The 22,164-nt window shown below is 72.9% G+C and carries 18 protein-coding genes and 1 pseudogene; 8 read left to right on the forward strand and 11 right to left on the reverse strand.

Going from position 1 to position 22,164, the window contains the following annotated elements:
* The first annotated feature begins 46 nt into the window (after positions 1 to 46).
* Entirely contained in the window at positions 47 to 6,781 is a 6,735-nt protein-coding gene (locus IE258_RS12180; RefSeq protein WP_189742706.1) for a type I polyketide synthase, read from the forward strand.
* 96 nt (positions 6,782 to 6,877) lie between these two features.
* Here the strand turns inward: IE258_RS12180 and IE258_RS12185 are convergent, their stop codons facing one another.
* From IE258_RS12185 to IE258_RS12195, 3 genes are all read right to left on the reverse strand, one after another.
* Positions 6,878 to 8,182: a replication-associated recombination protein A gene (locus tag IE258_RS12185; RefSeq protein WP_189742708.1), complete on the reverse strand. Its 1,305-nt coding sequence runs from the start codon at positions 8,180 to 8,182 to the stop codon at positions 6,878 to 6,880.
* Positions 8,183 to 8,271: 89 nt separating this feature from the next.
* Positions 8,272 to 8,640 carry an MmcQ/YjbR family DNA-binding protein gene (locus IE258_RS12190; RefSeq protein ID WP_189742710.1) on the reverse strand — a complete coding sequence of 123 codons (369 nt, stop codon included), beginning with the start codon at positions 8,638 to 8,640 and terminating at the stop codon, positions 8,272 to 8,274.
* Positions 8,637 to 9,023, reverse strand: coding sequence for an MmcQ/YjbR family DNA-binding protein (locus IE258_RS12195; RefSeq protein WP_189742712.1), 387 nt, complete (start codon positions 9,021 to 9,023; stop codon positions 8,637 to 8,639). The genes IE258_RS12190 and IE258_RS12195 overlap by 4 nt, the downstream gene beginning before the upstream one ends.
* A gap of 132 nt (positions 9,024 to 9,155) precedes the next feature.
* Between IE258_RS12195 and IE258_RS12200 the strand changes: the two genes are divergently transcribed.
* Entirely contained in the window at positions 9,156 to 10,091 is a 936-nt protein-coding gene (locus IE258_RS12200; RefSeq protein ID WP_189742714.1) for a helix-turn-helix domain-containing protein, read from the forward strand.
* A 91-nt stretch (positions 10,092 to 10,182) separates the two neighbouring features.
* Here IE258_RS12200 and IE258_RS12205 read toward each other — a convergent pair whose 3' ends face one another.
* Positions 10,183 to 10,845 carry a response regulator gene (locus IE258_RS12205; RefSeq protein WP_189742716.1) on the reverse strand — a complete coding sequence of 221 codons (663 nt, stop codon included), beginning with the start codon at positions 10,843 to 10,845 and terminating at the stop codon, positions 10,183 to 10,185.
* Positions 10,842 to 11,969, reverse strand: a complete 1,128-nt coding sequence (locus IE258_RS12210) for a sensor histidine kinase (protein WP_189742718.1) — start codon at positions 11,967 to 11,969, stop codon at positions 10,842 to 10,844. Before IE258_RS12210 ends, IE258_RS12205 begins: the two co-directional genes overlap by 4 nt.
* A 233-nt stretch (positions 11,970 to 12,202) precedes the next feature.
* Between IE258_RS12210 and IE258_RS12215 the strand changes: the two genes are divergently transcribed.
* Positions 12,203 to 12,598, forward strand: coding sequence for a DUF6223 family protein (locus IE258_RS12215; RefSeq protein ID WP_189742720.1), 396 nt, complete (start codon positions 12,203 to 12,205; stop codon positions 12,596 to 12,598).
* A gap of 454 nt (positions 12,599 to 13,052) precedes the next feature.
* Here the strand turns inward: IE258_RS12215 and IE258_RS12220 are convergent, their stop codons facing one another.
* A complete protein-coding gene (locus IE258_RS12220) occupies positions 13,053 to 13,763 on the reverse strand; it encodes an HAD family hydrolase (protein ID WP_189742722.1) in 711 nt (236 codons plus the stop codon).
* Positions 13,764 to 14,150: 387 nt separating this feature from the next.
* Here IE258_RS12220 and IE258_RS12225 point away from each other — a divergent pair, with 387 nt between their 5' ends.
* Together IE258_RS12225 and IE258_RS12230 are read left to right on the forward strand one after the other, a co-directional pair.
* Positions 14,151 to 14,750: a ScbR family autoregulator-binding transcription factor gene (locus tag IE258_RS12225; RefSeq protein ID WP_189742724.1), complete on the forward strand. Its 600-nt coding sequence runs from the start codon at positions 14,151 to 14,153 to the stop codon at positions 14,748 to 14,750.
* 66 nt (positions 14,751 to 14,816) lie between these two features.
* Positions 14,817 to 15,761, forward strand: a pseudogene (locus IE258_RS12230) (MFS transporter); the annotation flags it as partial.
* 113 nt (positions 15,762 to 15,874) lie between these two features.
* On the opposite strand, the gene IE258_RS12235 reads toward IE258_RS12230, so the two are convergent.
* The 4 genes from IE258_RS12235 to IE258_RS12250 all read right to left on the reverse strand — a co-directional run bounded on the left by IE258_RS12235 (position 15,875) and on the right by IE258_RS12250 (position 18,411).
* Positions 15,875 to 16,327, reverse strand: a complete 453-nt coding sequence (locus IE258_RS12235) for a hypothetical protein (protein WP_229892083.1) — start codon at positions 16,325 to 16,327, stop codon at positions 15,875 to 15,877.
* Positions 16,328 to 16,368: 41 nt separating this feature from the next.
* Positions 16,369 to 16,770 carry a cupredoxin domain-containing protein gene (locus tag IE258_RS12240; RefSeq protein WP_189742728.1) on the reverse strand — a complete coding sequence of 134 codons (402 nt, stop codon included), beginning with the start codon at positions 16,768 to 16,770 and terminating at the stop codon, positions 16,369 to 16,371.
* A 38-nt stretch (positions 16,771 to 16,808) separates the two neighbouring features.
* Entirely contained in the window at positions 16,809 to 17,363 is a 555-nt protein-coding gene (locus IE258_RS12245; protein WP_189742730.1) for a COG4315 family predicted lipoprotein, read from the reverse strand.
* A 187-nt stretch (positions 17,364 to 17,550) separates the two neighbouring features.
* Positions 17,551 to 18,411, reverse strand: a complete 861-nt coding sequence (locus tag IE258_RS12250) for a UbiA family prenyltransferase (RefSeq protein WP_189742732.1) — start codon at positions 18,409 to 18,411, stop codon at positions 17,551 to 17,553.
* Positions 18,412 to 18,447: 36 nt separating this feature from the next.
* Here IE258_RS12250 and IE258_RS12255 point away from each other — a divergent pair, with 36 nt between their 5' ends.
* From IE258_RS12255 to IE258_RS12265, 3 genes are read left to right on the forward strand one after another with little or no spacing between them, the layout of a single operon-like run.
* Positions 18,448 to 19,623 (forward strand): type III polyketide synthase, encoded by a 1,176-nt coding sequence (locus IE258_RS12255; RefSeq protein WP_189742734.1) that lies wholly within the window; start codon positions 18,448 to 18,450, stop codon positions 19,621 to 19,623.
* Positions 19,624 to 19,632: 9 nt separating this feature from the next.
* Positions 19,633 to 20,145: an isoprenylcysteine carboxyl methyltransferase family protein gene (locus tag IE258_RS12260; protein ID WP_189742737.1), complete on the forward strand. Its 513-nt coding sequence runs from the start codon at positions 19,633 to 19,635 to the stop codon at positions 20,143 to 20,145.
* Positions 20,142 to 21,173, forward strand: a complete 1,032-nt coding sequence (locus IE258_RS12265) for an NAD(P)/FAD-dependent oxidoreductase (RefSeq protein WP_189742739.1) — start codon at positions 20,142 to 20,144, stop codon at positions 21,171 to 21,173. The genes IE258_RS12260 and IE258_RS12265 overlap by 4 nt, the downstream gene beginning before the upstream one ends.
* Before the next feature lie 210 nt (positions 21,174 to 21,383).
* On the opposite strand, the gene IE258_RS12270 is transcribed toward IE258_RS12265, so the two are convergent.
* Positions 21,384 to 22,091, reverse strand: a complete 708-nt coding sequence (locus IE258_RS12270; RefSeq protein ID WP_189742741.1) for a helix-turn-helix transcriptional regulator — start codon at positions 22,089 to 22,091, stop codon at positions 21,384 to 21,386.
* Positions 22,092 to 22,164 lie beyond the last annotated feature (73 nt).

Below are 22,164 nucleotides of genomic sequence, written 5' to 3' on the forward strand. Positions count from 1 at the left end.
CGGGCGCTCTCCCTCCTGTCCGAACCCGCCGTGAAGTGAGACCCGCATGCGTTTCGAACCGATCGCCATCGTCGGCCGGGGCTGTGTCCTGCCCGGCGCACTGGACCCGGACGGGTTCTGGGAGAACGTCGCCGCCGGGCGCACGAGTCTGACGGCGGCCCCGGAAGGCCGGTGGCGGCTGCCGCGCCACCGGGTCATGGGCACGGTGGACGACCACCTCGACCGCACCTGGACCGACATCGGGGGGTACGTCGAGGGGTTCGAATCCGTCTTCGACCCGGAAGGCTTCCTCGTCCCCCCGGAGCGGATCGCGACGCTGGACCCGCTCTTCCACTGGGTGCTCCACGGGGTACGGCAGGCGCTCACGGAGGCGGGCCGCACCGCACCGCTGGGGCGCGGCGGGCTGATCCTGGGCAACCTGTCGTACCCCACCCCCACCGGGGCGGCCTTCGCCGAACACGTCTGGCTGTCGGCGCAGCGCCCGGAGCTCCGCGACGCGCTGCTGACGGGTGGTCACCACCCCCGCCCCGATGCCCGCAACCGCTTCTCCTCCGGTCTCCCGGCCCTGCTCGCGGCCCGCGCGCTCGGGCTCGGGGCCGGGGCGTGGTCCCTCGACGCGGCCTGCGCCTCCTCGCTGTACGCGATCAAGCTGGCGTGCGACCGCCTGCACGACGGCACGGCCGACCTGATGGTGGCCGGTGCGGTCAGCCGGCCCGACCCTCTCTACCTGCACGTGGGGTTCTGCGGGCTGTCCGCGACGAGCCGTACGGGGCGCAGCCGCCCCTTCGACCGGGACGCCGACGGGCTGGTGCACGGTGAGGGCGCCGGGTTCGTCGCCCTGGCGCGGCTCTCCGACGCCCGCGCGGCGGGGCTCCCCGTGTTCGGCGTGATCCGCGGGGTGGGGCTGTCCAACGACGGGCGGGGGTCCGGTCTGATCAGCCCGTCCGAGGAGGGCCAGGTGCGGGCGATGCGCCTGGCGTACGAGGTGGCGGGCGTCGCTCCCGAGTCGGTGTCGCTCGTCGAGTGCCATGCGACGGGAACCCCGGTCGGCGACGCGGTGGAGGCACGGGGCATGGCCCGGGTCTTCGGGGCCGCCGACGACGTGCCGATCGGTTCGGCGAAGTCGAACGTCGGGCATCTGCTGGCCTCGGCGGGCGTGGTGGGGCTGCTGAAGGTGCTGGGTGCGATGCGCTCCGGGGTGCGCCCGGCGACACTCGGCGCGCGTCGGCCGCTGGACGCCCTGTCGGGCACGCCGTTGCGCGTCCTGGACACGGCGGAGCAGTGGGCGGGACCCCGCAGGGCGGCGGTCAGCGCGTTCGGGTTCGGCGGGACCAACGCCCACCTGCTCCTCGACGACCCGGACGACGCTCCCCCGCCCTCCGGGCCCCGGCCGGTGTACGGACCGCGGCCCAGCACGCGGCGGACCGCACCGGCGGACCGGGCACCGCAGGACCCGGTGCCGGGACCCGACGCGCCGGACACCCCGGCCGCGGCGGCCGACAGCGGTCCGCCGGGCGACCGTATGCCCGGGGCGTGCGCGGTACCCGTGGCGATCGTCGCCATCGGGGCGCGGGTCGGAGAGGGAACGTCGGTCGAGGACCTCCGCCGGGCGGTGCTGGGCGGTGGACGGCGCGGCCCGGTCGCGGAGATCGCCGTGCAGCTGACGGGCCTGTGCTTCCCCCCGCTGGCCCTGGAGCGGACCGTACGCCATCAGCTCCTGGTGCTGGAGGCCGCCCGCGAAGCCGCCCTGACGGTGAACCTGCCCCGGGAGCGGACCATGGTGGTCATCGGTACCGGCGTGGACCCGGAGGTGGCCCGGGCGGGCGCGCGCTGGCGGATTCCCCACTGGCTGGAGGAGTCGGGTGTGCCCGTTACGGCGGCGTGGACGGACCTCGCCCGCAACGCCTTCACCCAACCCATGACGGCGGAGGGGGTGGTGGGCAGCATGCCGAACCTGGCGGCGAACCGCATCAGCACCCAACTGGACCTGGCGGGACCGAGTTTCACGGTGTCCGCCGAGGAGGCGTCCGGGCTGGTGGCGCTGGAGGCCGCGGCCCGCGCCCTGCGGTCGGGGGAGGTCGACGCCGCGCTCGTCGGCGCCACCGACCTGTCCTGCGAAGCGGTCCACCGGGCCGCCGTGCGGGAGTCCGCTCCCGGCGTGGAGCCCGGTGACGCGGCGGTCGTCCTGGTCCTCAAGCTGCTGGACGCCGCCCGCCGGGACGGGGACACCGTCGTCGCCATACTGGACGAGGAAGCCGGCGACGAACCCGACATGGTCATCGGCGACGGCCCGGACGCGGGATTCGATCCGGCGTCCGCCTTCGGGCGTGCCCATGCGGCATCCGGGCTGGTGTCCGTCGCCGTCGCGGCGCTCTCGCTCCAGCACCGCGCGGTCCCCCGCCCCGACGCGCCCGCCGACACGGCGGCCGTCGCCCACACCGCGCGGGTCGTCGCCGTACCGGCGGAGGGGCCGGCCACGAGCGTCCGGCTGCGCGCCGGGGACCCCCGGCCGTGGCTGCCGGGGCCCGCCCCGCGCCTGCGCGTCTTCTCCGGGGCGGACCGCGCTCAGGTGCTGGCCGCACTGGAGGCCGGGACCGAGTCCTCGGCGGGCCCGGCGCGGCTGGCTCTCGTGGCGGACGGCGGCACCGCCTGGGCGGAGCGCCGCGAAGCGGCCCGTCGCTGGCTGGCTCAGGGCGGGGCCCGCCCGGCGGATGTCCTGTACCGGGACGCGCCGGTCGGCGGCGAGACCGCCTTCGTGTACACCAACGGCTCGGCCGCGTACCCCGGGATGGGCCACGCGCTGACGCTGGCGTACCCGTCGCTGGGCGAGAGCGTCCGTGCGGGGCACCGGGCGATCGGGACGCGGCTGCGCTCCGGGAGGGGGCCCGGCGTGCTCGACCAGATCTGGTCCGTCGCCGAACTGGCGGTCTTCCACACCGTGTTCAGCCGTGAGGTGCTGGGCCTGCGGCCGGACGCCGCGATCGGCTACTCCTCGGGCGAGTCGACGGCACTGGTCGCGCTGGGCGCGTGGCCGGACGCCTCGGGGCTGTACGAGGCGACGCGGGAGAGCGGGCTGTTCACCACGGAGCTCACGGGTGAGCTGCGGGCGGTGCGGCGCTACTGGCGGCAGCGCGGCATCGACGGCGACCGCTGGTCGAGCTATCTGGTCGCCGCGCCGCTGGAGGCCGTCCGCGCGGAGCTCGCCGGGGAGCGGGCGGTCCATCTGATGGCGGTGAACGCGCCGGGGGTCTGCGTCGTCGGCGGCGAGTCCGAGGCATGCGCGGCCGTGGTCACCCGGCTGGGCGTGGACCGGGCGATCGAGCTGGACTACGACATGGCCGCCCACGCCCCGGAGTTGGCGGAGGTCCGCGAGGTGTGGCGGGAGGCCCACCGCCGCCCCACGGTCGATGTGCCGGGGGTCCGGTTCTACAGTGCGGCCACCGGCCGGGCGTACCGTCCGACGACCGAGCGGGCCGCGGAAGCGCTCACCGCTCAGGGACTGGGCACGATCGACTTCGCGGCGACGATCGAGCGGGCGTGGGCGGACGGTGTCCGCGTCTTCGTGGAGCACGGGCCCCGGAAGCTGTGCACCGGCTGGATCAAGCGGGTACTCGGGGACCGGGAGCATGTGGCCGTCGCGCTGGACGCCCCGGACGACGCCGGGCTGCGGAATCTGTGCCTGGCCGTCGGCGAACTCGTGGTGGCCGGGGTGCCGGTGCGGGCCGACGCGTTGACCGCCCGGCTCGCCGAGGCCGCTACCGGTCTCCCAGCCCCCGGCCCCACCGTCACCGTTGCCGTACCCCCCACGCCCTGCCTGCCGCCCCTGGAGCGCGCCGTGACCGTTCTGCCCCGGGCCCCCGAGCTGGCACCGGTGCCGGCCGAGCGGCCCGCTCCCGCGGAACGGCCCGGTGCCCCGGTTGCCGCCGTATCCGCCGCCGCGGTGGGGCCGGTGGCCCGGTTGTCCGACCCGGCGTCCCCGGCGTTGGGGTCGCCGGAGGTCGCGGGCACGGTCGTCCGGCAGAGCCGGCGGGCCGCCCTGGTGCACGAGGAGATCATGGCCGCGCACGCGGAAGCCCACCGGCGGTTCCTGGAGGTGTCCGCGCTGGCCGTCACGGCGCTGACGGCGGGCGGCAGGTCGGACGCCGGACGCGCGGCGGTCTCCCTGCCCGCGGGAGGCGTTGTCCCCGTACCGCCGTCCGCCGCCCTCCCCGTACCACCGCCGTGCGCCCCGCCCGACCCCGTGCGGCCACGGGGCCCGGTATCAGCCCCGCGCCCCGGCACGGCTCCGGCTCCGGTCCCTGTCCCTGTCCCTGTCCCTGGGGCGAAGCCGGTGTTCGACCGGGCCCAGTTGGAGCACCTCGCCTCCGGGGAGATCTCCGCGCTGTTCGGTCCGCGCTTCGCCGAGCAGGACCGGTACGCGGTGCAGACCCGGATGCCGGGACCACCCATGCTCTTCGCCGACCGGGTCACCGCCATCGACGCGGTGCCCGCGGCGCTCGTCCTGCCCGGGCCGGTCCGCACGGACGGGCGGATCTGGACGGAGACCGACGTCCTGACCGACAGCTGGTACCTGGACGCGACGGGACGCATGCCGGCCGGCGTGCTGATCGAGGCGGGACAGGCCGATCTGCTGCTGCTCAGCTGGCTGGGGGCGGACCTGCTCAACCGGGGCGAGCGCGCCTACCGCCTGCTCGGCTGCGAGGTGACGTTCCACGGCGGCCCGCCCCGCCCCGGCGACACCTTGTGCTTCGAGATCCATGTGGACGGCCACGCGGAGGCGGGCGGGGTCCGGCTGGCCTTCTTCCACTACGACTGCTACGTGGACGGTGAGTTGCGGCTCAGCGTCCGCGAGGGCCAAGCCGGCTTCTTCACCCCCGCCGAACTGGCCGCCGGCGGCGGGGTGCGCTGGGACCCGGCCGAGCACCCTCCCGGCGACGACCTTCCGTTCGACCCTCCGGCCGTACGCTGCGAGCGGACCAGCTTCGGCACGGACCGGGTGCGGGCCCTGGCGCAGGGGTCGCCCGCGGAGTGCTTCGGGCCGGGCTGGGAGGCGACGGCAGCCCATGTGCGGACACCCCTGCTCGACGGGGAGCGGCTGCGCCTGCTGGACGAGGTCACCGTGTTCGACCCGGTCGGCGGGCCGTGGGGCCGGGGGTATCTGCGCGCCGAGACGGCGGTGTCCCCGGACGACTGGTTCTTCACCGGCCACTTCAAGAACGACCCCTGCATGCCTGGCACCCTGATGCTCCAGGGCGGTCTCCAGGCCATGGCCTTCTATCTGACGGCCTCGGGCCACACCGTCGACCGGGACGGCTGGCGTTTCGAACCGGTCGACACCCAGCCGTCCCGGGCCAAGTGCCGGGGCCAGGCGACCCCGGAGTCCCGGAGGATCGTCTACGAGGTGTTCGTCCGGGGCGTCTCGGCCGGGCCGGTGCCGACGCTCCACGCCGATGTCCTCGGGTCGGTGGACGGCAGGAAGGCGTTCCTGGGGCGCGGCATGGCACTCCGGCTGGTGCCCGACTGGCCGCTGTCGCAGTGGCGGGTCTCGGGGCCGCCCGCCGTGCAGGAGGACGGTGCGCCGGTGCCGCTGCCCCGGCTCGGCGGACTGTCCGGGCACCGGGAGGAAAAGGCGGTGGCCGTCGCCGCCGACGGGTTCCGCTTCGACTACGCGTCGTTGCTGGCATGCGCCTGGGGCAGGCCCAGCGAGGCGTTCGGCACCATGTACGAGCCCTTCGACGGCACCCGCAGGGTCGCCAGGCTCCCCGGGCCGCCCTACCACTTCATGAGCCGGATCGTCTCGGTGGACGGCGTCCAGGGCGGCATGCGGGAGGGCAGCGTCGTCGTCGCCGAGTACGACGTACCGGAACGGGCGTGGTACTTCGAGCAGAACCCGTCCCGGCGCATGCCGCTCTCGGTCCTCATGGAGGTCGCGCTGCAGCCCTGCGGGTGGCTGGCCTCGTACGTCGGCAGCGCGACAACCAGCGAGCAGGACCTGCTGTTTCGCAACCTGGACGGAGCGAAGACGGTCACCGGCGAGGTCACCGCCGGGACGCGCACGATCCGCACCCGGTCCGACCTGACCCGTGTCTCGCGCAGCGGAGACATGATCATCGAGTCGTTCCGGGTGGTGTGCACGGCCGACGACGCGCCCCTCGCCGAACTCACCACGGTCTTCGGCTACTTCCCCCGGTCGGCGTTCGACGACCAGCAAGGGCTGCCGGTCCCGGCCGAGGAGCGCGCCCGCCTCGACGAGCCCTGCGACCGAGTGGTCGACCTGACCACCCGGCCCGCCCGCTACTGCGCCGGGGAGCCGCGCCTGCCGGGCCGCATGCTGCTGATGCTGGACCGGGTCACGGGCTCCTGGCCGGAGGGCGGAAGCGCGGGGCTCGGCCGACTGCGGTCGGAGAAGGACGTGCGCCCGGATGCCTGGTTCTTCCGGGCCCACTTCTTCCAGGACCCGGTGCAGCCCGGCTCACTGGGGGTCGAGGCCATGTGCCAGCTGCTCCAGTACCACCTGATCGAAGGCGGCGCGGCGGACGGGATCGTCCACCCCCGATTCGAGCCGGTGCTGCCCGGCCGGGAGACGGTGTGGACGTACCGGGGCCAGATCACCCCCGCCAACCGGCTGATCCGGGTGGACATGGACATCGTGGAGACCGGTACGGACGCACGCGGGCCCTATGCCGTCGCGGACGCGACGCTGTGGGGCGACGACACGTGCATCTACCGGGTGCGGGGGCTGGGGATGCGGGTGGTGTCGGGCCCCCCGCCCGTACGGTGATCTGCTCGGTCCTCGGGGGTCGAAGCTCTGATGGCTGTTCAGCTCTCCGCTTCGTCCTCGGCGAGGATGCGGTAGACGGTGGCGACTGGCCTTCGGTCATTCGCGCTGTCTGCGAGCGCGCAGGGCGGCCCATTGGCGTAGGCGCTCGGTGATCTGGACTTCGTAGCCGTTGCGGGTGGGCTCGTAGTACGTCTCGCGGTCCATGCCGTCGGGGAAGTAGTCGGCGCCGGAGAAGCCGTCGGTGGTGTCGGGGTCGTACTGGTAGTCCTTGCCGTAGCCGAGATCCTTCATCAGCCGGGTCGGGGCGTTGAGGATGTGGGCGGGCGGCAGGAGTGAGCCGGTGCGCCGGGCGGCTCGGTTGGCGGCGTTGAAGCCGCGATGGACGGCGATGGACTTGGGGGCGGTGGCGAGGTAGACGACTGCCTGGGCGATCGCCAGCTCGCCTTCGGGGGTGCCGAGCCGCTCGTACACGTCCCAGGCGGCGAGCGCCTGCTGAACGGCGTGCGGGTCGGCGACGCCGATGTCCTCGTTCGCGAACCGAACCAGTCGGCGGGCGACGAACAGGGGGTCCTCGCCGCCGTCGAGCATGCGGGCGAGCCAGTACAGGGCCGCGTCCGGGTCGGAGCCGCGCATCGACTTGTGGAGCGCGGAGATCAGGTTGTAGTGGCCCTCCTGCGCCTTGTCGTACAGCGGGGCGCGCTGCTGGATGTGGTGGACGAGCGCGGCGGGGTCCAGGGTGGCCCCGGTGTCGGGGAGGGCCAGGAGCTGTTCGGCCATGTTGAGGAGGTAGCGGCCGTCGCCGTCGGCCATGGCGATCAGGGCGCGTCGGGCGGCGTCGTCCAGGGGCAGGCGGTGGCCGGTGAGGTGTTCGGCGCGGTCGAGGAGGGTGGACAGGGCGGCCTCGTCGAGGCGCTTGAGGACGAGGACCTGGGCGCGGGAGAGGAGGGAGCCGTTGAGTTCGAAGCTCGGGTTCTCCGTGGTGGCGCCGATCAGGGTGATGGTGCCGTCCTCGACGTAGGGGAGGAAGCTGTCCTGCTGGGCCCGGTTGAAGCGGTGGATCTCGTCGACGAACAGCAGGGTGCCCTGGCCGATGCCGCGACGGCGTTGCGCCGCGGCGAAGACCTTGCGCAGGTCGGCCACGCCGGAGAAAGTGGCCGACACCGGTTCGAAGGCCAGGTTGCCGGCGTGGGCGAGGAGCCGGGCGATGGTGGTCTTCCCGACGCCGGGCGGGCCCCACAGGATGGCGGAGCTGAGGCGCTGCTGGGCGACCATGCGGCCCAGCGGTGCGTCCGGGGCCAGGAGGTGGTCCTGCCCGATGACCTCGTCCAGCCGGGTGGGGCGCAGGCGGTCGGCGAGTGGCCGGGCGGGCTCCTCGTCGAAGAGCGGCAGGGTCGGTTCCATGGATCTCTCGGTCGGTGGCGAGCGTGGGGAGCTTTGTACGGGGCGTTGGCAGGTGTCGGATCAGCCACTGCTGGGCGCGCTGGGGGTGCTCATCGGAGCCTTGGGCGATCGCGTCGTGGCAACCCTTCGACGACCAGGTCGTAGGAGTCCTCGACCACGTCGGTGATGAGGCGCTTGGTGATACCGGGTCCCGGCCCGAGCGTCATCCAGTGGCGTTTGTCGAGGTAGCGGCCCGGTGTGATCGCGGCGTGGGCGTGCGCGAGGGCACGGGCGTGTTCGGGTTCGCACTTGACCGTGATGATCTGCTCGTCCGGGTCGTCTGTGACGATCAGGAACACCTTGCCCGCGACCTTGTACACGTCGAGCCGGGGGGTGAAGGGGCGTGAGTGGCTGACATCGGGAAGGGCGAGGGCCGCCGTACGGGCGGCGTCCTGGAGCCGGTCGCCGGCCGCGCTCACCGGGATGCCCGCGTGCCGCCGGCGTAGGTGTGCGGGTCGACGGGCTGCCTGGCTCTGGGCAGGTGGGCGACGACGAGCCGGTAGGACTCGGTGACGAGCTCTTGGACGAGGGATTCGTCCACGCCGTCCCCGTGCTCCAGGGTGATCCAGTGCTTCTTGTTCATGTGGTAGCCGGGGGTGATGTGGCTGTTGTGTTCTCGCAGGGCGAGCGCCTCGCCGGGGTCCGACTTGAGGATCACGACGGGGCGTCCGGGGACGTCGGTCATCAGCATGAACACTTTGCCGCGCACCTTGAAGACCTCCCAGTCGTCCCCGAAGGGGTGCCCCAGCTCGGCTCCGGGGAGCTCCCGCGCGCAGTCGGCTGCGGTCTTGTGCAGGGTCATGGGGCGTTGTCCTCCTTGAAGTGGTGGCGGGCTTCGGCGCTGAAGACCGCAGAGTGTGCGCTCCCGCAGGTGCGGCGGCACAGTCCATCCTTGCCCGGAAACCGCCGAAAACGGACGGTAGGCTGCGGACACATGATGGTCGACAAACGACATCCGGCTCTCCATGGCCACGCCGGACCGGCCGAGGTCCCCTTGTACGGTTTCCAGCCCCCGGTCGGCACACCCTTCGGGCTGGAGGTGAACACCGTGGAGGACTTCTTCGCCCAGCACGACGACTGGCCGTGGAGCCCGCCCCGTCCGGGCCGCGCGACCTTCCACTACCTCATCGGGGTCACCGAGGGCGAGCTGCTCCACGACGTCGACCACCTCACGCGGACCGTCGCCCCCGGCCAGTGGCTGTGGGTACGGCCCGGACACACGCAGTGCTGGCATCCGCCCGGCACCGCTCGGGGCCCGTTCATCCTGTTCGAACCGGGCGTCCTGACACCTGGCACCGCCCGCCTGCTGGCGCCGCTCACCGCGCACGAGGCCTCCGCCGTGCTGAGCCCGCACCCCGACGACGCCGTCTGGCTCCGGCAGACGGCACTTCAGCTTCTCGACGAACACCGCGCGCTCGGGCGCCGCCCCCTCGATGTCCACCACGCCCTGCGGCGCGGCCTGCTCGAAGCGCTGCTGCTGCGCCTGGCCAACGCCCCCGGCATCACGCCCACGGTCACGGCGACGGCCGGCCCAGGCCGTGGTGACACCTACGGCAGCTTCGCGGACGCCCTGGAGCTGCACTTCCGCGAACTCCACCGGGCCGCAGACTACGCCGAGCTGCTCGGCTGCTCGGTCCGCACCCTCAGCCGCGCCGCCCGGGACGCGACCGGCAAAGGGGTGCGTGACCTCATCGACGAGCGGCGACTACTCGAAGCGCGGCGCCTGCTGGGGCATGCCCGGTGGGAGGCCCGGGCTGTGGCCGCTCATCTCGGTTTCTCCGATCCCGCGAACTTCGGCCGCTTCTTCCGCGACCGCACCGGTCTCACCCCGGCCGCGTTCGCGGCCCACGACGCCACCACCCGTCCATGAGCGGAGTGCGCCCCCGAGTACTCGCTTCGCTCACTCGTCCAGCTGGACCGGACCGTCCTGTTGCCCGCGATCAGTCACTTTCGCGTGGAGGTCAGTGGTTGCGTGGGGTGACAAGGCCGGATTCGTAGGCGAGGACTACGAGTTGGGCCCGGTCGCGGGTGCGGAGTTTGGTCATGGCCCGGTTGATGTGCGTCTTCGCGGTCAGCGGACTGATCACCATGTGGTCGGCGACCTCGTCGTTGGACAGGCCCTGCGCGACCAGGGCGACCGCCTCGCGTTCGCGACGGGTCAACTCGTCGAGCCCGGTGGCCTTGCTGGTCGGGAGCGGCCGGGTGACGTACCGGTCGATGAGCCTGCGGGTGATCGACGGGGCGAGCAGGGCGTCGCCCCGCGCGGCGACCCGTACGGCGTGAAGGAGGTCCTCCGGCACGATGTCCTTGACGAGGAATCCCGCGGCGCCGGCGCGCAGCGCGTCCAGGACGTACTCCTCCATACCGTAGTTGCTCAGGATGACCACGTGCACCTGAGCCAGAGCCGGGTCGGCGGCGATGCGACGGGTCGCCTCGATACCGTCGACGAGCGGCATCCGGATGTCGATGAGCGCGACGTCGGGCAGATGCTCCTTGATGAGTACCAGGCCCGCGCTGCCGTCGCCGGCCTCGGCCACCACCTCGATGTCGTCCTCGAGATCGAGCAGCGCGCGGAAACCGCTTCGGATGAGCGGCTGGTCATCGACCAGTAGGACACGGATCACGATGTCTGCTCCACGGGGAGTTCGGCCTGGACGGTGAAGCCGCCCTCGCTGCGCGGTTCGGCACACAGCCGTCCGCCCAGGGCGGTGACGCGCTCACGCATCCCGAGGAGCCCGATGCCGGGTGTCGGTGCGGTGTCCGCAGCGGCCTCGCCGTCGTCGTCGACGCGCAGCGCGAGAGAGGCCGGACGGTACTCGATCCGGACGAAGGCGGTCGTGGCGTCCGCATGGCGGGCGATGTTGGTCAGCGCCTCCTGGACGATCCGGTAGGCGGTCCGGCCCACCGTGACCGGCACGCCGTACGGCCGTCCTTCGATCGTCAGGACCGTCTTCAGGCCGGTCGTCTGGAACCGTTTGACCAGCTCCGGTACGGCATCGAGCGCGCGCGGCTGGATCGTGCCGTCGTCCCGAAGCGCTCCCAGCGTCGCGCGGAGCTCCTGGGTCGCCTCGCGGCCCGCCTCCTGGATCGCGAGCAGCGTCTCCGGCACCTGTTCGCCGCGTCTACGGGCGATGTGGACGGCGACCTCGGACTGCACCTTGATAACCGATATCTGGTGAGTGAGCGCGTCGTGCAGCTCCCGTGCGATGTGTAGCCGTTCCTCATCCGCACGGCGCCGTGCGGTCTCCTCCCTGGTGCGTTCGGCCTCCTCAGCCCGCCGCTCGGCTTGCCGCAGCGCCTCCCCGGCGGCAAAGGCCGCGATCAACCAGGCCACTTCCAGGACGCTACGGGCCTGGGTGAGCGCTTCTCTCCCGGTCCCGTCGCGAAAGAGCAGAGCCGTGACGTGCAGAACGAGCAGCAGGGTCACGGACGCCGTCACGGCGAGGGCGCCGTGCCCGGCCCGCACCGCGGCGTACACCGCGACCAAGTACGCGACGGAGAGCACATCGAACCCGGCCGCCAGGTAGCCCACCGCGCACAGTCCGGTCACGGTCAGAACCAGGACCGGAGCCCGTCGGCGCGCTGCGAGCGCAAGACCGCCGGCCGTGAGCACGACGGAGCCGAACAGGCCCGCGCCCCCGCCGGGGTGTGCCTGTGACACACCGGTGCCCAGCAGCAGCGCCGCAACGGCGACGGCGATCGTCCAGTCGCCGGCCCAGGCCGGAACGCCGAGCCGTCGTATGTCCATGCGCGCACCCTAGACCGGGCGGCCCCGCGCCCGAGTCCCGCCCGCGGACGAGACGGCTGCTACCGCAACCGCGGTAGCCGTGCGGCGGCTGCGGCATCCGCGGTAGTCGACTGCCGCAGCGGCGGAAGCACGAAGTGTCCGCGCCTGGTGGACGACCAGTGGTGTGTCCGCCGCGCATGCTCAAGTCACTGCGAAGGCACGGAGATTGCCTGCGCACGAAGGAGGAGAGCAGCATGAACGCATCACAAGCCCTGGCGGTCGCCGCCGAGGGCGGCATCATCGGAGACGGGCGGACCGGGGCCAACCTGGCCCTCGGAGTCGGGCTGATCGGCCTGGCCATCGGCTGCGCGGCTCTGCTGCGCATCACCGGCCGGATCAGCATCGGCAACGCACGCACCGGCGGCCTGTCGGCGATGGGGGCAGGGGTGGCGGGCATGGTCCTCGCGGTGCTGCATCTGGCCACCTCCAGCGGCGGACCCGGCACCGGCAACGGGCTCGTCGGAGCCATCGCCGCCGTCCCGCTCGGGCTGGTCACGGTGGTGGTCGGCCGCCGGGCACTGGCTCTCTCCCGCCACACCGGCCCGGCGACGGAGCACAGCGCTCACGAGCGCACGGCCGAGCCTCACTGAACCCGTCCGCTCCGCGTTCCAGCACGGCCTCTGCGGCCACGGCTCACGTGCCTCACAGGGTCGAGCAAAGGCGTGCCAGCGAGTTGTTGCACTTTCTGTCGCTACAGGGAATGAGCGCCCAGCAGCGGGTCCATGTCGTCCAGTACAACGAAGATGTCTGGCAACGGGTCTACCAGCTCAACGCTGAACAGTTCAATGACCCGCCGGCCTCCGATATGACTGCCCGTTGCACCACAGCGCCAGCCCCTTCCCGGGCTCACGGGACCCACAGGACTGACGCGGGACGTATGTCTGAAGCGGCCTCGGCCGACGCCAGAGGACGAGCCGTCGGGCACCGCCCCGGTCCGGACGACGCGGATCACCGATGCCCCCGGCCGGGGCCGACCTGCTCCCTGCTGCTCGCGGACCGCGCCGGGGAGCGTGAGCGTTTGGCGACACCGACCGAGGTGGGCTGTCAAGGCTGTTGTGGCCCCCGCGGACTGCCGAGCGCGTGGGCCCAGGCCAGCAGTTCGGGGGCGTCCAATGCCGGTAACCAGCTGTCGGCCAGGGTGGCGCCGTCGCCCTGCGGCCGGGGGCCGACGCCCAGGACCCGCAGGCTTGCGCGGCGGGCCGCGTCCACACCGGTCAGGGAGTCCTCCACCGCCAGCGCCCTGTGCGGGGGGACACCGCAGAGCCGGGCCGCCACGGCGTACACGTCGGGATGCGGTTTGGGGCGCACGCGGTCCCCGGGGTCGGGGACGACGAGGTGCTGGAAGTGCGCGAGCAGCCCGGCCCGTTCCAGGCTGCCTTCGACCACCACCCTCGGGCAGTTGCTGGCCACCGCCAGCGGCAGGCGGTCGGAGAGCAACCGTACGAGCCGGACCGCACCCGGCATCGTCACCGGTTCGTCGGTGACGAGTGCCAGGAAGTGGTCGAGAAGCGCGGCTGTCAGGTCCTCGGCCAGTTCGGGTTTGTGCGCGGACTGCGCCATGAGCCGGCCGCAGTCCTCGTAGTGCAGGCCGAGGGCCCGCTCCGCGAACCCGGGCGGTGGCTGAAGGCCGTGCTCCTGGAAGGCCCGGTTGCGAGCCTCCTGCCAGTGGCGTTCGCTGTCCATCAGGGTGCCGTCGCAGTCGAAGACGACGGCTTCGGGCGACCAGTCGAGCAGAGTGTGGTCCGAGGTGGTCACTAGGGCCTCCCATGCTTTCGCATGCATGTGGCATTCCCGTCTCCACAGGAAGCGGAAAGATAGTTTCCGCTACGTTATTTCCGTCCGGGCAAATCGGGCAATAACCCTTTTCAGTGACTCGACGAGCGCCAGAAACAGGGGTATGCCTGTGCGCCGACGGGCGCGGTGCCGCCATCGAGAGCGTTAACACCACATGCCCGCCCGTCAGTTGACAGGCGCGACCGACGGTCCGAGGCCGGAGCGTCGCGCTTCCTCTACCACTCGCACGCGTTCATCTTCGAAAGAACTGTGTAATTGCCGCCCGAAAGTGCCCGTCTGGGCTCCGGGCGTACGCTGGCGCACTAAATTCGTGGCCCGACATCAAAACAGACGAGGGCGGACGGAACGTTGCAGGAACGGGCGAAGGTAACCCGCAGATCACTGCTGGAAGCGGCGGCCCAACTGTTCGCCGAGCAGGGATACGCGGCCACCAGCGTCAACGACATAAGCGCGAGGTCGGGCCGGACCAGCGGCGCGATCTACTTCCACTACACCAGCAAGGAAGGAATCGCCGTCGCCGTCGTCGAGGACCGGTTCGCTACCTGGTCCCAGCTCGCAGCAAGCTATGGAGACGAGACCGTACCCCCGCTCGAACGGCTCGTGGCCCTCAGCTACGACATCGCCCACGCTCTCACCCGTGACCCAGTGACCCGTGCCGGTGCCCGTCTGTGGGTCGAGCGCACCGTCATCAAAGCTCCCATCCCCGACCCCTTCGCGCTCTGGACCGCCGCCACCACACGGCTGCTCGCCCAGGCCCGACTGGCAGGGCACGTCAACGAGGGGATCCGCCCCGCCCGCGCGGCCCGCACCCTGGTACCCGCGTTCTTCGGCCTGTGCACTCTCACCGAGGCACTTGAGGACACGACCGCCCTCGACAACCGCCTCACCGACTGGTGGCACCTGACCCTCCTCTCCCTCCGGCCGCAACCGTCGCCCGGAAACCGTTAGACGTCACTGCCCAGCAGGTGCGGTCTCCGGCCATAGGCCCAGAGAAGAGCGACACGATCGACTCCAAGGGCGCGTGCCGTCTCCAGCGTCCTGGTCGCCACCACGCTCGGCGGCGTCGCCGGGCCCAACCTCGCAGCCCCCGCCGGCACCCTCGCCGAACACCTCGGCATCCCCCACCTCGCCGGGCTCTTCGTCATCTCCGGCGCCGCGTACGCGCTGGCCGCGCTCGTCCTCGCCCTCTGGCTGCGCCCCGACCCGCTGCTCCTGGCCCGCGCCCTTGCCCAGACCAAGGAGGCCGACGCCGCGACCGACCCGGCCACCGCCGATGACGCCGACAGCAGCCAGGGCCGCGGAGGAGTGGTCCTGGGTGCGCTGGTCATGATCCTCACTCGGCTCGTCATGGTCGCGATCATGACGATGACCCCGGTCCACATGCACGACCACGGCCACTCCACCGCCGCATCCGGCCTCGTCATCGGCATCCACATCGGTGCCATGTACCTGCCCTCGCCACTGACCGGATGGCTCGTCGACCGCTACGGCCGGATGAAGATCGCCGCAGCCTCCGGCATCACCCTGCTGGCCGCCGGAATCCTCGCCGCCGCGGCGCCCGGCGACTCGGTCTTCCTCCTTGCTCTCGCGCTCGCCCTGCTGGGTCTCGGCTGGAACTTCGGCCTCGTCTCGGGCACCGCGATCATCACCGACACCGTCCCGTTGGCTACGCGCGCCAAGACGCAGGGCGTGGTCGACGTCTCCATCGCCATCGCCGGCGCCACCGGCGGCATGGCCTCCGGCATCATGGTCACCGCCACCAGCTACCCCGCCCTCGCCCTCGCCGGCGGAGCGCTCTCCCTCGCCCTCCTGCCCGCCTGGTGCCACATGATCGGACACCACTACCTCGGCCGTGTACCGAATGCCGCTGACGCGCCTGTGTACGCACTGCGGATCGCCACCGGTGCCCGCCCTACCCGAGCAGGCGCCCCCTGGCATCCGGACGACACAGAAGGCTGACGGCCCGCCTCACCTCGGGTCCTGGACCCGTCCTTTCTGGGCCCCGTTGCCAGGCCCTACTGACCAAGGCGGGGTTGGAACCGAGTACGCCGCCGAGAACTGCCGGCCGCACCTCAGTGGCCGCGACCGCCTCGGGGCCGGACGAGCAGCAGAGAAAGCGTGGCGAGCGCGGCGACGGCCTGGGCGACGGCGGTGGCTTCCTTCTGGCCGTACCAGACCGGCTCGTACATGTCCGGGATCGGCCCCAGTTCGCCGACGTCCACGTAGCGGTACACGAGCAGCAGCGCGAGTCCGCCGACCGCCACCAACGCGGCGAAGAGGTCCCCTGGGAGGCGGCGCCAGACGAGGACGAGCAGGGCGGCCAGTGCCGCGAGGGCCGCCTCGAGGCGGAAGAGGGTGCCCTGGCCGACGACGCTCGACGCGATGGCGTCGTACCGGTCGGCGAGGTGCGCGTGCAGATACGCGTCCACGGCGAGACCGGCCGCGGCGAGCACTCGCACGGCACCCCGTACGACCCGGCCGGCGCCGCCTCGGCGCGAGGGCGGAGCGGTGGACTGTGACGACATGGCAGGTCTCCGTTCTCGGGGCCGGGGGCCACCGGCCGGGGTCACTCGACGGTGAGCGTGCCCTTCATGAACGGGTGGATCGTGCAGGTGTAGGGGAAGCCGCCCGCCGTGGACGGCGCCGTGAAGGTGGCGCTCTTGCCGGGGGCGATGTCTCCGGTGTCGAAGGAACCGCCCTTGGACGCCGTCAGGGTGTGCGTGGTCGAGTCCTTGTTGACGACGGTGACCTTCGCCCCGGGAGAGACGGTCAGGGAGGCGGGCTCGAACTTGAAGTCCTTGATCGTGACCTGTGTCCCACCGCTCGCGGACGATCGGGTGGCGGACTCGGTCGCGCCGTCGCCGCCACCGCCTCCCCCGTCGGAACATCCGACGAGGGTGGTCAGGGCGAGCGCGCAGACGGCGGCCGCGGCGAGCCGGGCGGCACCGGTGAGGAACGGGAACGGCATGGGGTCTCCGAGCGCTGGTGGGCCGGTCCGGCCTGAGGTCAGTAGCCGCCGTCGCCGGTCTTGGGCTTGGTGGTGATCTTGTCGCCGTCGGGGTCGACGACGAACCACTTGGCGCCGAAGGCGTCGACGTCCTGCCCGTTGGTGTCACCGGGCTTCTGGTCGTCGGCGAACCGGTACAGCGGGTGCCCGTTGTACGTCACCTGCTCGGAGCCGTCGTCCCGCTTGATGGTCTTGAGCAGGTCCTTCTTCACTCCCTTGCCCGCGGTCGGGGTCGCCTTGACCGTGAACGGCGGCCACGCCTTGGCGCAGTCGCCGTCGCACTTCGACTTGTCCTTCGAGTCCTTCTCGAAGAGGTAGAGGGTCCGGCCCTTCTCGTCGACGAGCGACTTGCCGTAGGTGCCGTCCTTGACGTCGACCGCGGGGGCGCTCGACGAGGTCGCGGCCGGGACGACGTCGGTGTCCGGCACGTCCGCGGCGTTGCGGGTCTCCGTACCGCCGGCGCTGCCTGAGCCACCGTCGTCCGAACACCCTGCCGCCGCGCCGGCGACCAGCAGGGCCGCGGCCAGCGCGGTGGCTGTCCTGATGCGTTTCATGAGGGTCTCCTCGACCGTCGGGCCGCCTCGCGGGGCAGCACGCGGCCCCGCTTCGGGGCCACCGGACTCAGTGCACCCCAGGACTCGCGAACCGACCAACGCACCGCGTCTGTTCGGAGTGCGGCCGACCGCGCACGGTGCCGCCGGCACGCTTCGGAGCGGTCGGGTCCGGGTTCGGAGCCCGCGCTCAGCTCATGTCGGGAGCGTGCAGCAGCAGTTCCGTCACCCCGATGGCGGCCACCACGATGGCCGTGCGGAACAGCCACCGGCTGCGGGCTCCCGACCGCACGGCCGTGCCCGCCACGGCGGCGACCACGGCCGCCCCCGCCAGCACCTGGTCCATGACTCCGGTCGCGCCGGGCGGTCCCACGACGAGCACTCCCACGGCGGCCGACATCACGACCGGCACCAGCCGGCGGCAGGCCGGCCGGCGCAGCCGCTGCGGCAGCCCGCGCACCCCCGTGGCCAGGTCGTCCTCGATGTCCGGCAGCACGTTCGCCAGGTGGGCACCCACGCCCAGCAGGGCCCCGGCGGTCGTGGCCCACCATGCGGGCCAGGCCGACAGGGGCGGGCCGAGGGTGACGAAGGCCGGCAGGGCGGCGAAGCCCACCGCGTACGGCAGCGGCGAGAGGACCGTCCGCTTCAGCCGCAGGTTGTACGCCCAGCCGGCGGCAACCCCCACCAGGTGGACCGTTCCCGCGGCGAGCCCGCAGAGCAGGGACAGGGGTACGCACAGGGCCAGGGCAGTGCCCGCCGCGGCGGCGGCAGCGGCCCGCGGAAGCTCCCCGGTGCCCACCGGCTTGTCACCGCGTCGGCAGGCCGTGTCGCGCCGCGCGTCGACGGCGTCGTTGCACCAGCCGATCGAGAGTTGGCCGGCCAGTACGGCGAGCGCCACGGCCACCGACCCGGCCGGTCCGCGGCCGGCTCCGACCGCCAGGACCGCCACGAAGACGGTGACGGCGACCGTCGGTTCCGGATGGCAGGCGCGCAGCAGCGCCACGACTCTGCCGGACGAGCGCGGGAGAACCCCGGACGGGTGGAGTGACACGTACGCACGGTAGTGGGACCGGCGGCCGAGGAAGGCATGAACGACATGCGTGTCCCCGTGCTAGTCGAGCATGCTCCCTCGCCGTCCGCTCCCGCTTCCCCCGCGCGGCGCGCGTCGCCACCGTCCGCGGCGGGCCCCCGCATCGCCGCCGTGCGGTGCGCGCTGCCCCCGCACCGGTACGCCCAGCACGAGCTCACCGGGCCCATCGGCGACCTGTGCCTGTCCCCCGGGGCGGACCGCGCCCTGCTGCACCGTGTGCACGCGTCCGCGGGGGTGGGTACGCGTCACCTCGCGCTGCCGATCGAGCGGTACGCCCGGCTCGGTGACTTCGGGCGCAGCAACGACGCCTGGCTCGAGACGGGTCTCGAACTGGGCGAGGAGGCCCTCTCGGGCGCGCTGCGCGAGGCGGCGCTGGCACCGGACGACGTCGACCTGCTGGTGTTCGCCTCGATCACGGGCGTGGCCGCGCCGTCGCTCGACGCCCGGCTGGCGGGGCGCATGGGGCTGCGGCCCGACGTCAAGCGGCTTCCGCTGTTCGGGCTCGGCTGTGTCGCGGGGGCCGCCGGTCTCGCCCGGGTGCACGACCACCTCCGCGGGCATCCCGACGACACCGCGGTGCTGCTCACCGTGGAGCTGTGCTCGCTCACGCTCCAGCGCGGTGACTCCTCGCGCGCCAACCTCGTCGCCGGGGCGCTCTTCGGCGACGGCGCCGCCGCACTCGTCGCCCGCGGCGGCAACACCGACGGCGGCAGCAGCGGCGCGGTCGCACCCGCGGCCGGTCCCCGCGTGGTCGCCACGCGCAGTCACCTGTACCCGGGTACCGAGCGGCTTCTCGGGTGGGAGATCGGCGCCGCCGGCTTCCGCGTCGTGATCGACGCCGGTGTCCCGGACATCGTCCGGGGCCACTTCGGCCGGCATCTGCGCGCGTTCCTGGCCGAGCACGAGCTGACCGTCGACGACATCGGAACCTGGATCTGCCACCCCGGCGGCCCGCGGATCCTGTCGGCGGTGAGCGAGACCCTCGGCCTGTCCGAGGACGCCCTGGACTGTTCACGGCGCTCCCTGGCGGCGGTGGGGAACATGTCGTCCGTGTCCGTGCTGCACATCCTGGAGGGCATCCGGGCACGCCGTGCGCCGGAGCCCGGCACCTGGGGTCTGCTCCTGGCGATGGGCCCCGGATTCTGCTCCGAACTCGTCCTGCTGCGCTGGTGAGGTGCTCTCATGTGGTACGCGCTTCTCGTCCTCGCCGTCGCCGCCGAACGCGTGGCCGAACTCGTCGTCGCCCGCCGCAACGCGGCGTGGACGCTCGCCCGCGCCGGAGTGGAGCACGGCCGTGGCCACTACCCCGTGATGGTGGCCCTGCACACCGGCCTGCTCGCGTGCTGTCTGCTCGAACCCCTGCTCGCCGACCGCCCGTTCCTGCCCGCCCTGGGGTGGCCCATGCTGGCCCTCGCGCTCCTGGCGCAGGCCCTGCGCTGGTGGTGCATCGCGACGCTCGGGCCCTACTGGAACACTCGGGTGATCGTCGTTCCGGGAGCGCGTCTGATCGGCGCCGGGCCTTACCGTTTCCTTCGCCACCCCAACTACGTCGCGGTGGTGGTGGAGGTGGCCGCCCTGCCCCTGGTGCACTCGGCGTGGCAGACCGCGGCCGCTTTCACCGCGGCCAACGCGATGCTGCTCACCGTCCGCCTGCGCTGTGAGAACACGGCCCTCGCCCAAGTGGCGCCCGCGTGAGCGCCCGCCACGACCTGGTGATCGTCGGGGGCGGGCCCGCCGGTCTCGCCACCGCCCTGCACGCGGCGCGCGCCGGTCTCGACACGGTCGTCGTCGAGCCCCGCCCGGCGCCGGTAGACAAGGCGTGCGGCGAGGGGCTGATGCCCGGCGCGGTCCGCTCGCTCGCCGCGCTCGGCCTGGTAGTCCCCGGCGTCCCCGTCAGCGGCATCCGTTACGTCCAGGGCGCCCGCGGGGTCCAGGCCGCGTTCCGCCACGGCCCCGGCATGGGTGTCCGCCGCACCGACCTGCACGGCGTGCTGCACCGTGCCGTGCTGGCGGCCGGGGTTCCGGTGCTGCCGCTGCGCGTGGCAGAGGTGCGGCAGGACGGTGCGGGCGTGAGCGTGCCCGGCACGGGGCTGCGCTCCCGGTGGCTGGTCGCGGCGGACGGCCTGCACTCACGTGTGCGGCGCTCCCTCGGCCTGGATACGCCAACCCGTGGCGCACCCCGCTACGGGCTGCGCCGGCACTACGCGGTGGCACCCTGGTCGCCGTACGTCGAAGTGCACTGGGGCAGCGACGCGGAGGCATACGTCACCCCGATCGGCCCCCGGCTCGTCGGGATCGCCGTGCTGACCACCCGGCGCGCCTCCTTCACCACCCACCTGGAGGGCTTTCCCGGTCTGGCGGCCCGTCTGCCGCCGGACCGGGCGGTCACCTCGGTGCGGGGCGCCGGGCCCCTGCGGCAGCGCGCCCGCACCCGGGCCCACGGCAGGATCCTGTTCGTCGGCGACGCCGCCGGATACGTCGACGCCCTGACCGGTGAGGGCGTCGCTCTCGCCCTCGTCGGCGCCGAAGCCCTGGTCGCCAACCTGCGCCGGGGCACACCCGGCCGCTACGAGACCGACTGGCTCAGGGCGACCCGCAGACACCGGCTGCTGACCGAACTCCTGTTGCGAGCCCGTCTGCAGCCCTCGCTCGCCCCCCGCATCATGCCCACCGCCGCTCGTCTGCCCCGCGTGTTCTCGGCCGCGGTGAACGCGCTGGCCTGAGCCCTACCGGCCCCGCGCGGCCCGGGCCCCGACGGTTCGGCGTCCGGGCTAGGGCGGCAGGCAGAGCTCAGGACGAGGCCCTGGAGACGAGGACGACTCGGGCGCCGCGCACGGCGGGCGTTTCCACCACCCTCATCAACTCACCTCCTTCAGTCTCCGCGAGCAGACAGATCATCACTTCGACGCGAACCTCAGCACCCGTCGCGAGGGCTACGGGCCGCCCCGGTGCGGTCGTCGGGCGGCCGTGGCTTCGGGCTCCTGCTCGGGCGGGTCGACGACCACGCAGCAGCGGCCGGGGCGGGGGGCGAGCACCGCACGGCCGGGCTGGTGTCCGCCGGCCTCGAGCACGCCCCGTACCAGGTGCAGGTTCAGCCAGCACACCAGTTCCGTGTGCTCGCGAGCGAGCCGGTGGAAGGGGCAGTTGCGCAGGTCGATGCTGCCTCCGGCCGTCGTCGCGGGCTCGTAGCCGCAGCCGCGCAGCGCCGCCGTCAGGTCCTCGCCACCGGCCGACCTGCCCGCCGCGTGCGCGGCGGCGGCCACGGCCTCCCGCACCGCTCCGGAGTCGTCCGCGGCGACGGCCTCGGCCAGCACCCCGGCGAGCAGACCGTAGTCGCGGGGCGGCACACTGACCGACAGCTCCTGGTCCGTCCGCGCGTAGCGCTTGGCCGGCCGGCCGGCTCCCGGGCCGCCGCGCCCGGCGGCCCGCGCGTAGCCGACGGTCAGCAGGCCCGCCTCGGCCAGTTTGTCCAGGTGATAGGCCGCGAGCGTGCGGCTGATCCCGGCCGCGTTCGCGGCGTCCTCCCGGCTGACGGCCTCGTCGCAGGTCCGCACGTAGTCGTACAGCCGACGCCGCACCGGATCGTCCAGGCTGCTCAGTCCACCGATGGCGTCCCTGTCACGGTCCTCGTTCGTACCCACATTCCCAATGTAACACCAATGAGATTTGACAAATCTCCGGCGCGGTGGCCAGCCTGTAAAAACAACAGAAGTT

It is taken from the genome of Streptomyces tendae, assembly GCF_014650435.1.
GTDB classification, from domain to species: Bacteria; Actinomycetota; Actinomycetes; order Streptomycetales; family Streptomycetaceae; genus Streptomyces; species Streptomyces tendae.

What these genes read in the sequence shown, in the direction of transcription:
- IE258_RS12215 (WP_189742720.1), top strand. Translation starts at nt 12,203, where the DNA reads ATGAACGCATCACAAGCCCTGGCGGTCGCCGCCGAGGGCGGCATCATC.
- IE258_RS12200 (WP_189742714.1), top strand. Translation starts at nt 9,156, where the DNA reads ATGATGGTCGACAAACGACATCCGGCTCTCCATGGCCACGCCGGACCG.
- IE258_RS12245 (WP_189742730.1), bottom strand. Translation starts at nt 17,363, where the DNA reads ATGAAACGCATCAGGACAGCCACCGCGCTGGCCGCGGCCCTGCTGGTC.
- IE258_RS12180 (WP_189742706.1), top strand. Translation starts at nt 47, where the DNA reads ATGCGTTTCGAACCGATCGCCATCGTCGGCCGGGGCTGTGTCCTGCCC.
- IE258_RS12195 (WP_189742712.1), bottom strand. Translation starts at nt 9,023, where the DNA reads ATGACCCTGCACAAGACCGCAGCCGACTGCGCGCGGGAGCTCCCCGGA.
- IE258_RS12260 (WP_189742737.1), top strand. Translation starts at nt 19,633, where the DNA reads ATGTGGTACGCGCTTCTCGTCCTCGCCGTCGCCGCCGAACGCGTGGCC.
- IE258_RS12185 (WP_189742708.1), bottom strand. Translation starts at nt 8,182, where the DNA reads ATGGAACCGACCCTGCCGCTCTTCGACGAGGAGCCCGCCCGGCCACTC.
- IE258_RS12255 (WP_189742734.1), top strand. Translation starts at nt 18,448, where the DNA reads ATGAACGACATGCGTGTCCCCGTGCTAGTCGAGCATGCTCCCTCGCCG.
- IE258_RS12240 (WP_189742728.1), bottom strand. Translation starts at nt 16,770, where the DNA reads ATGCCGTTCCCGTTCCTCACCGGTGCCGCCCGGCTCGCCGCGGCCGCC.
- IE258_RS12235 (WP_229892083.1), bottom strand. Translation starts at nt 16,327, where the DNA reads ATGTCGTCACAGTCCACCGCTCCGCCCTCGCGCCGAGGCGGCGCCGGC.
- IE258_RS12210 (WP_189742718.1), bottom strand. Translation starts at nt 11,969, where the DNA reads ATGGACATACGACGGCTCGGCGTTCCGGCCTGGGCCGGCGACTGGACG.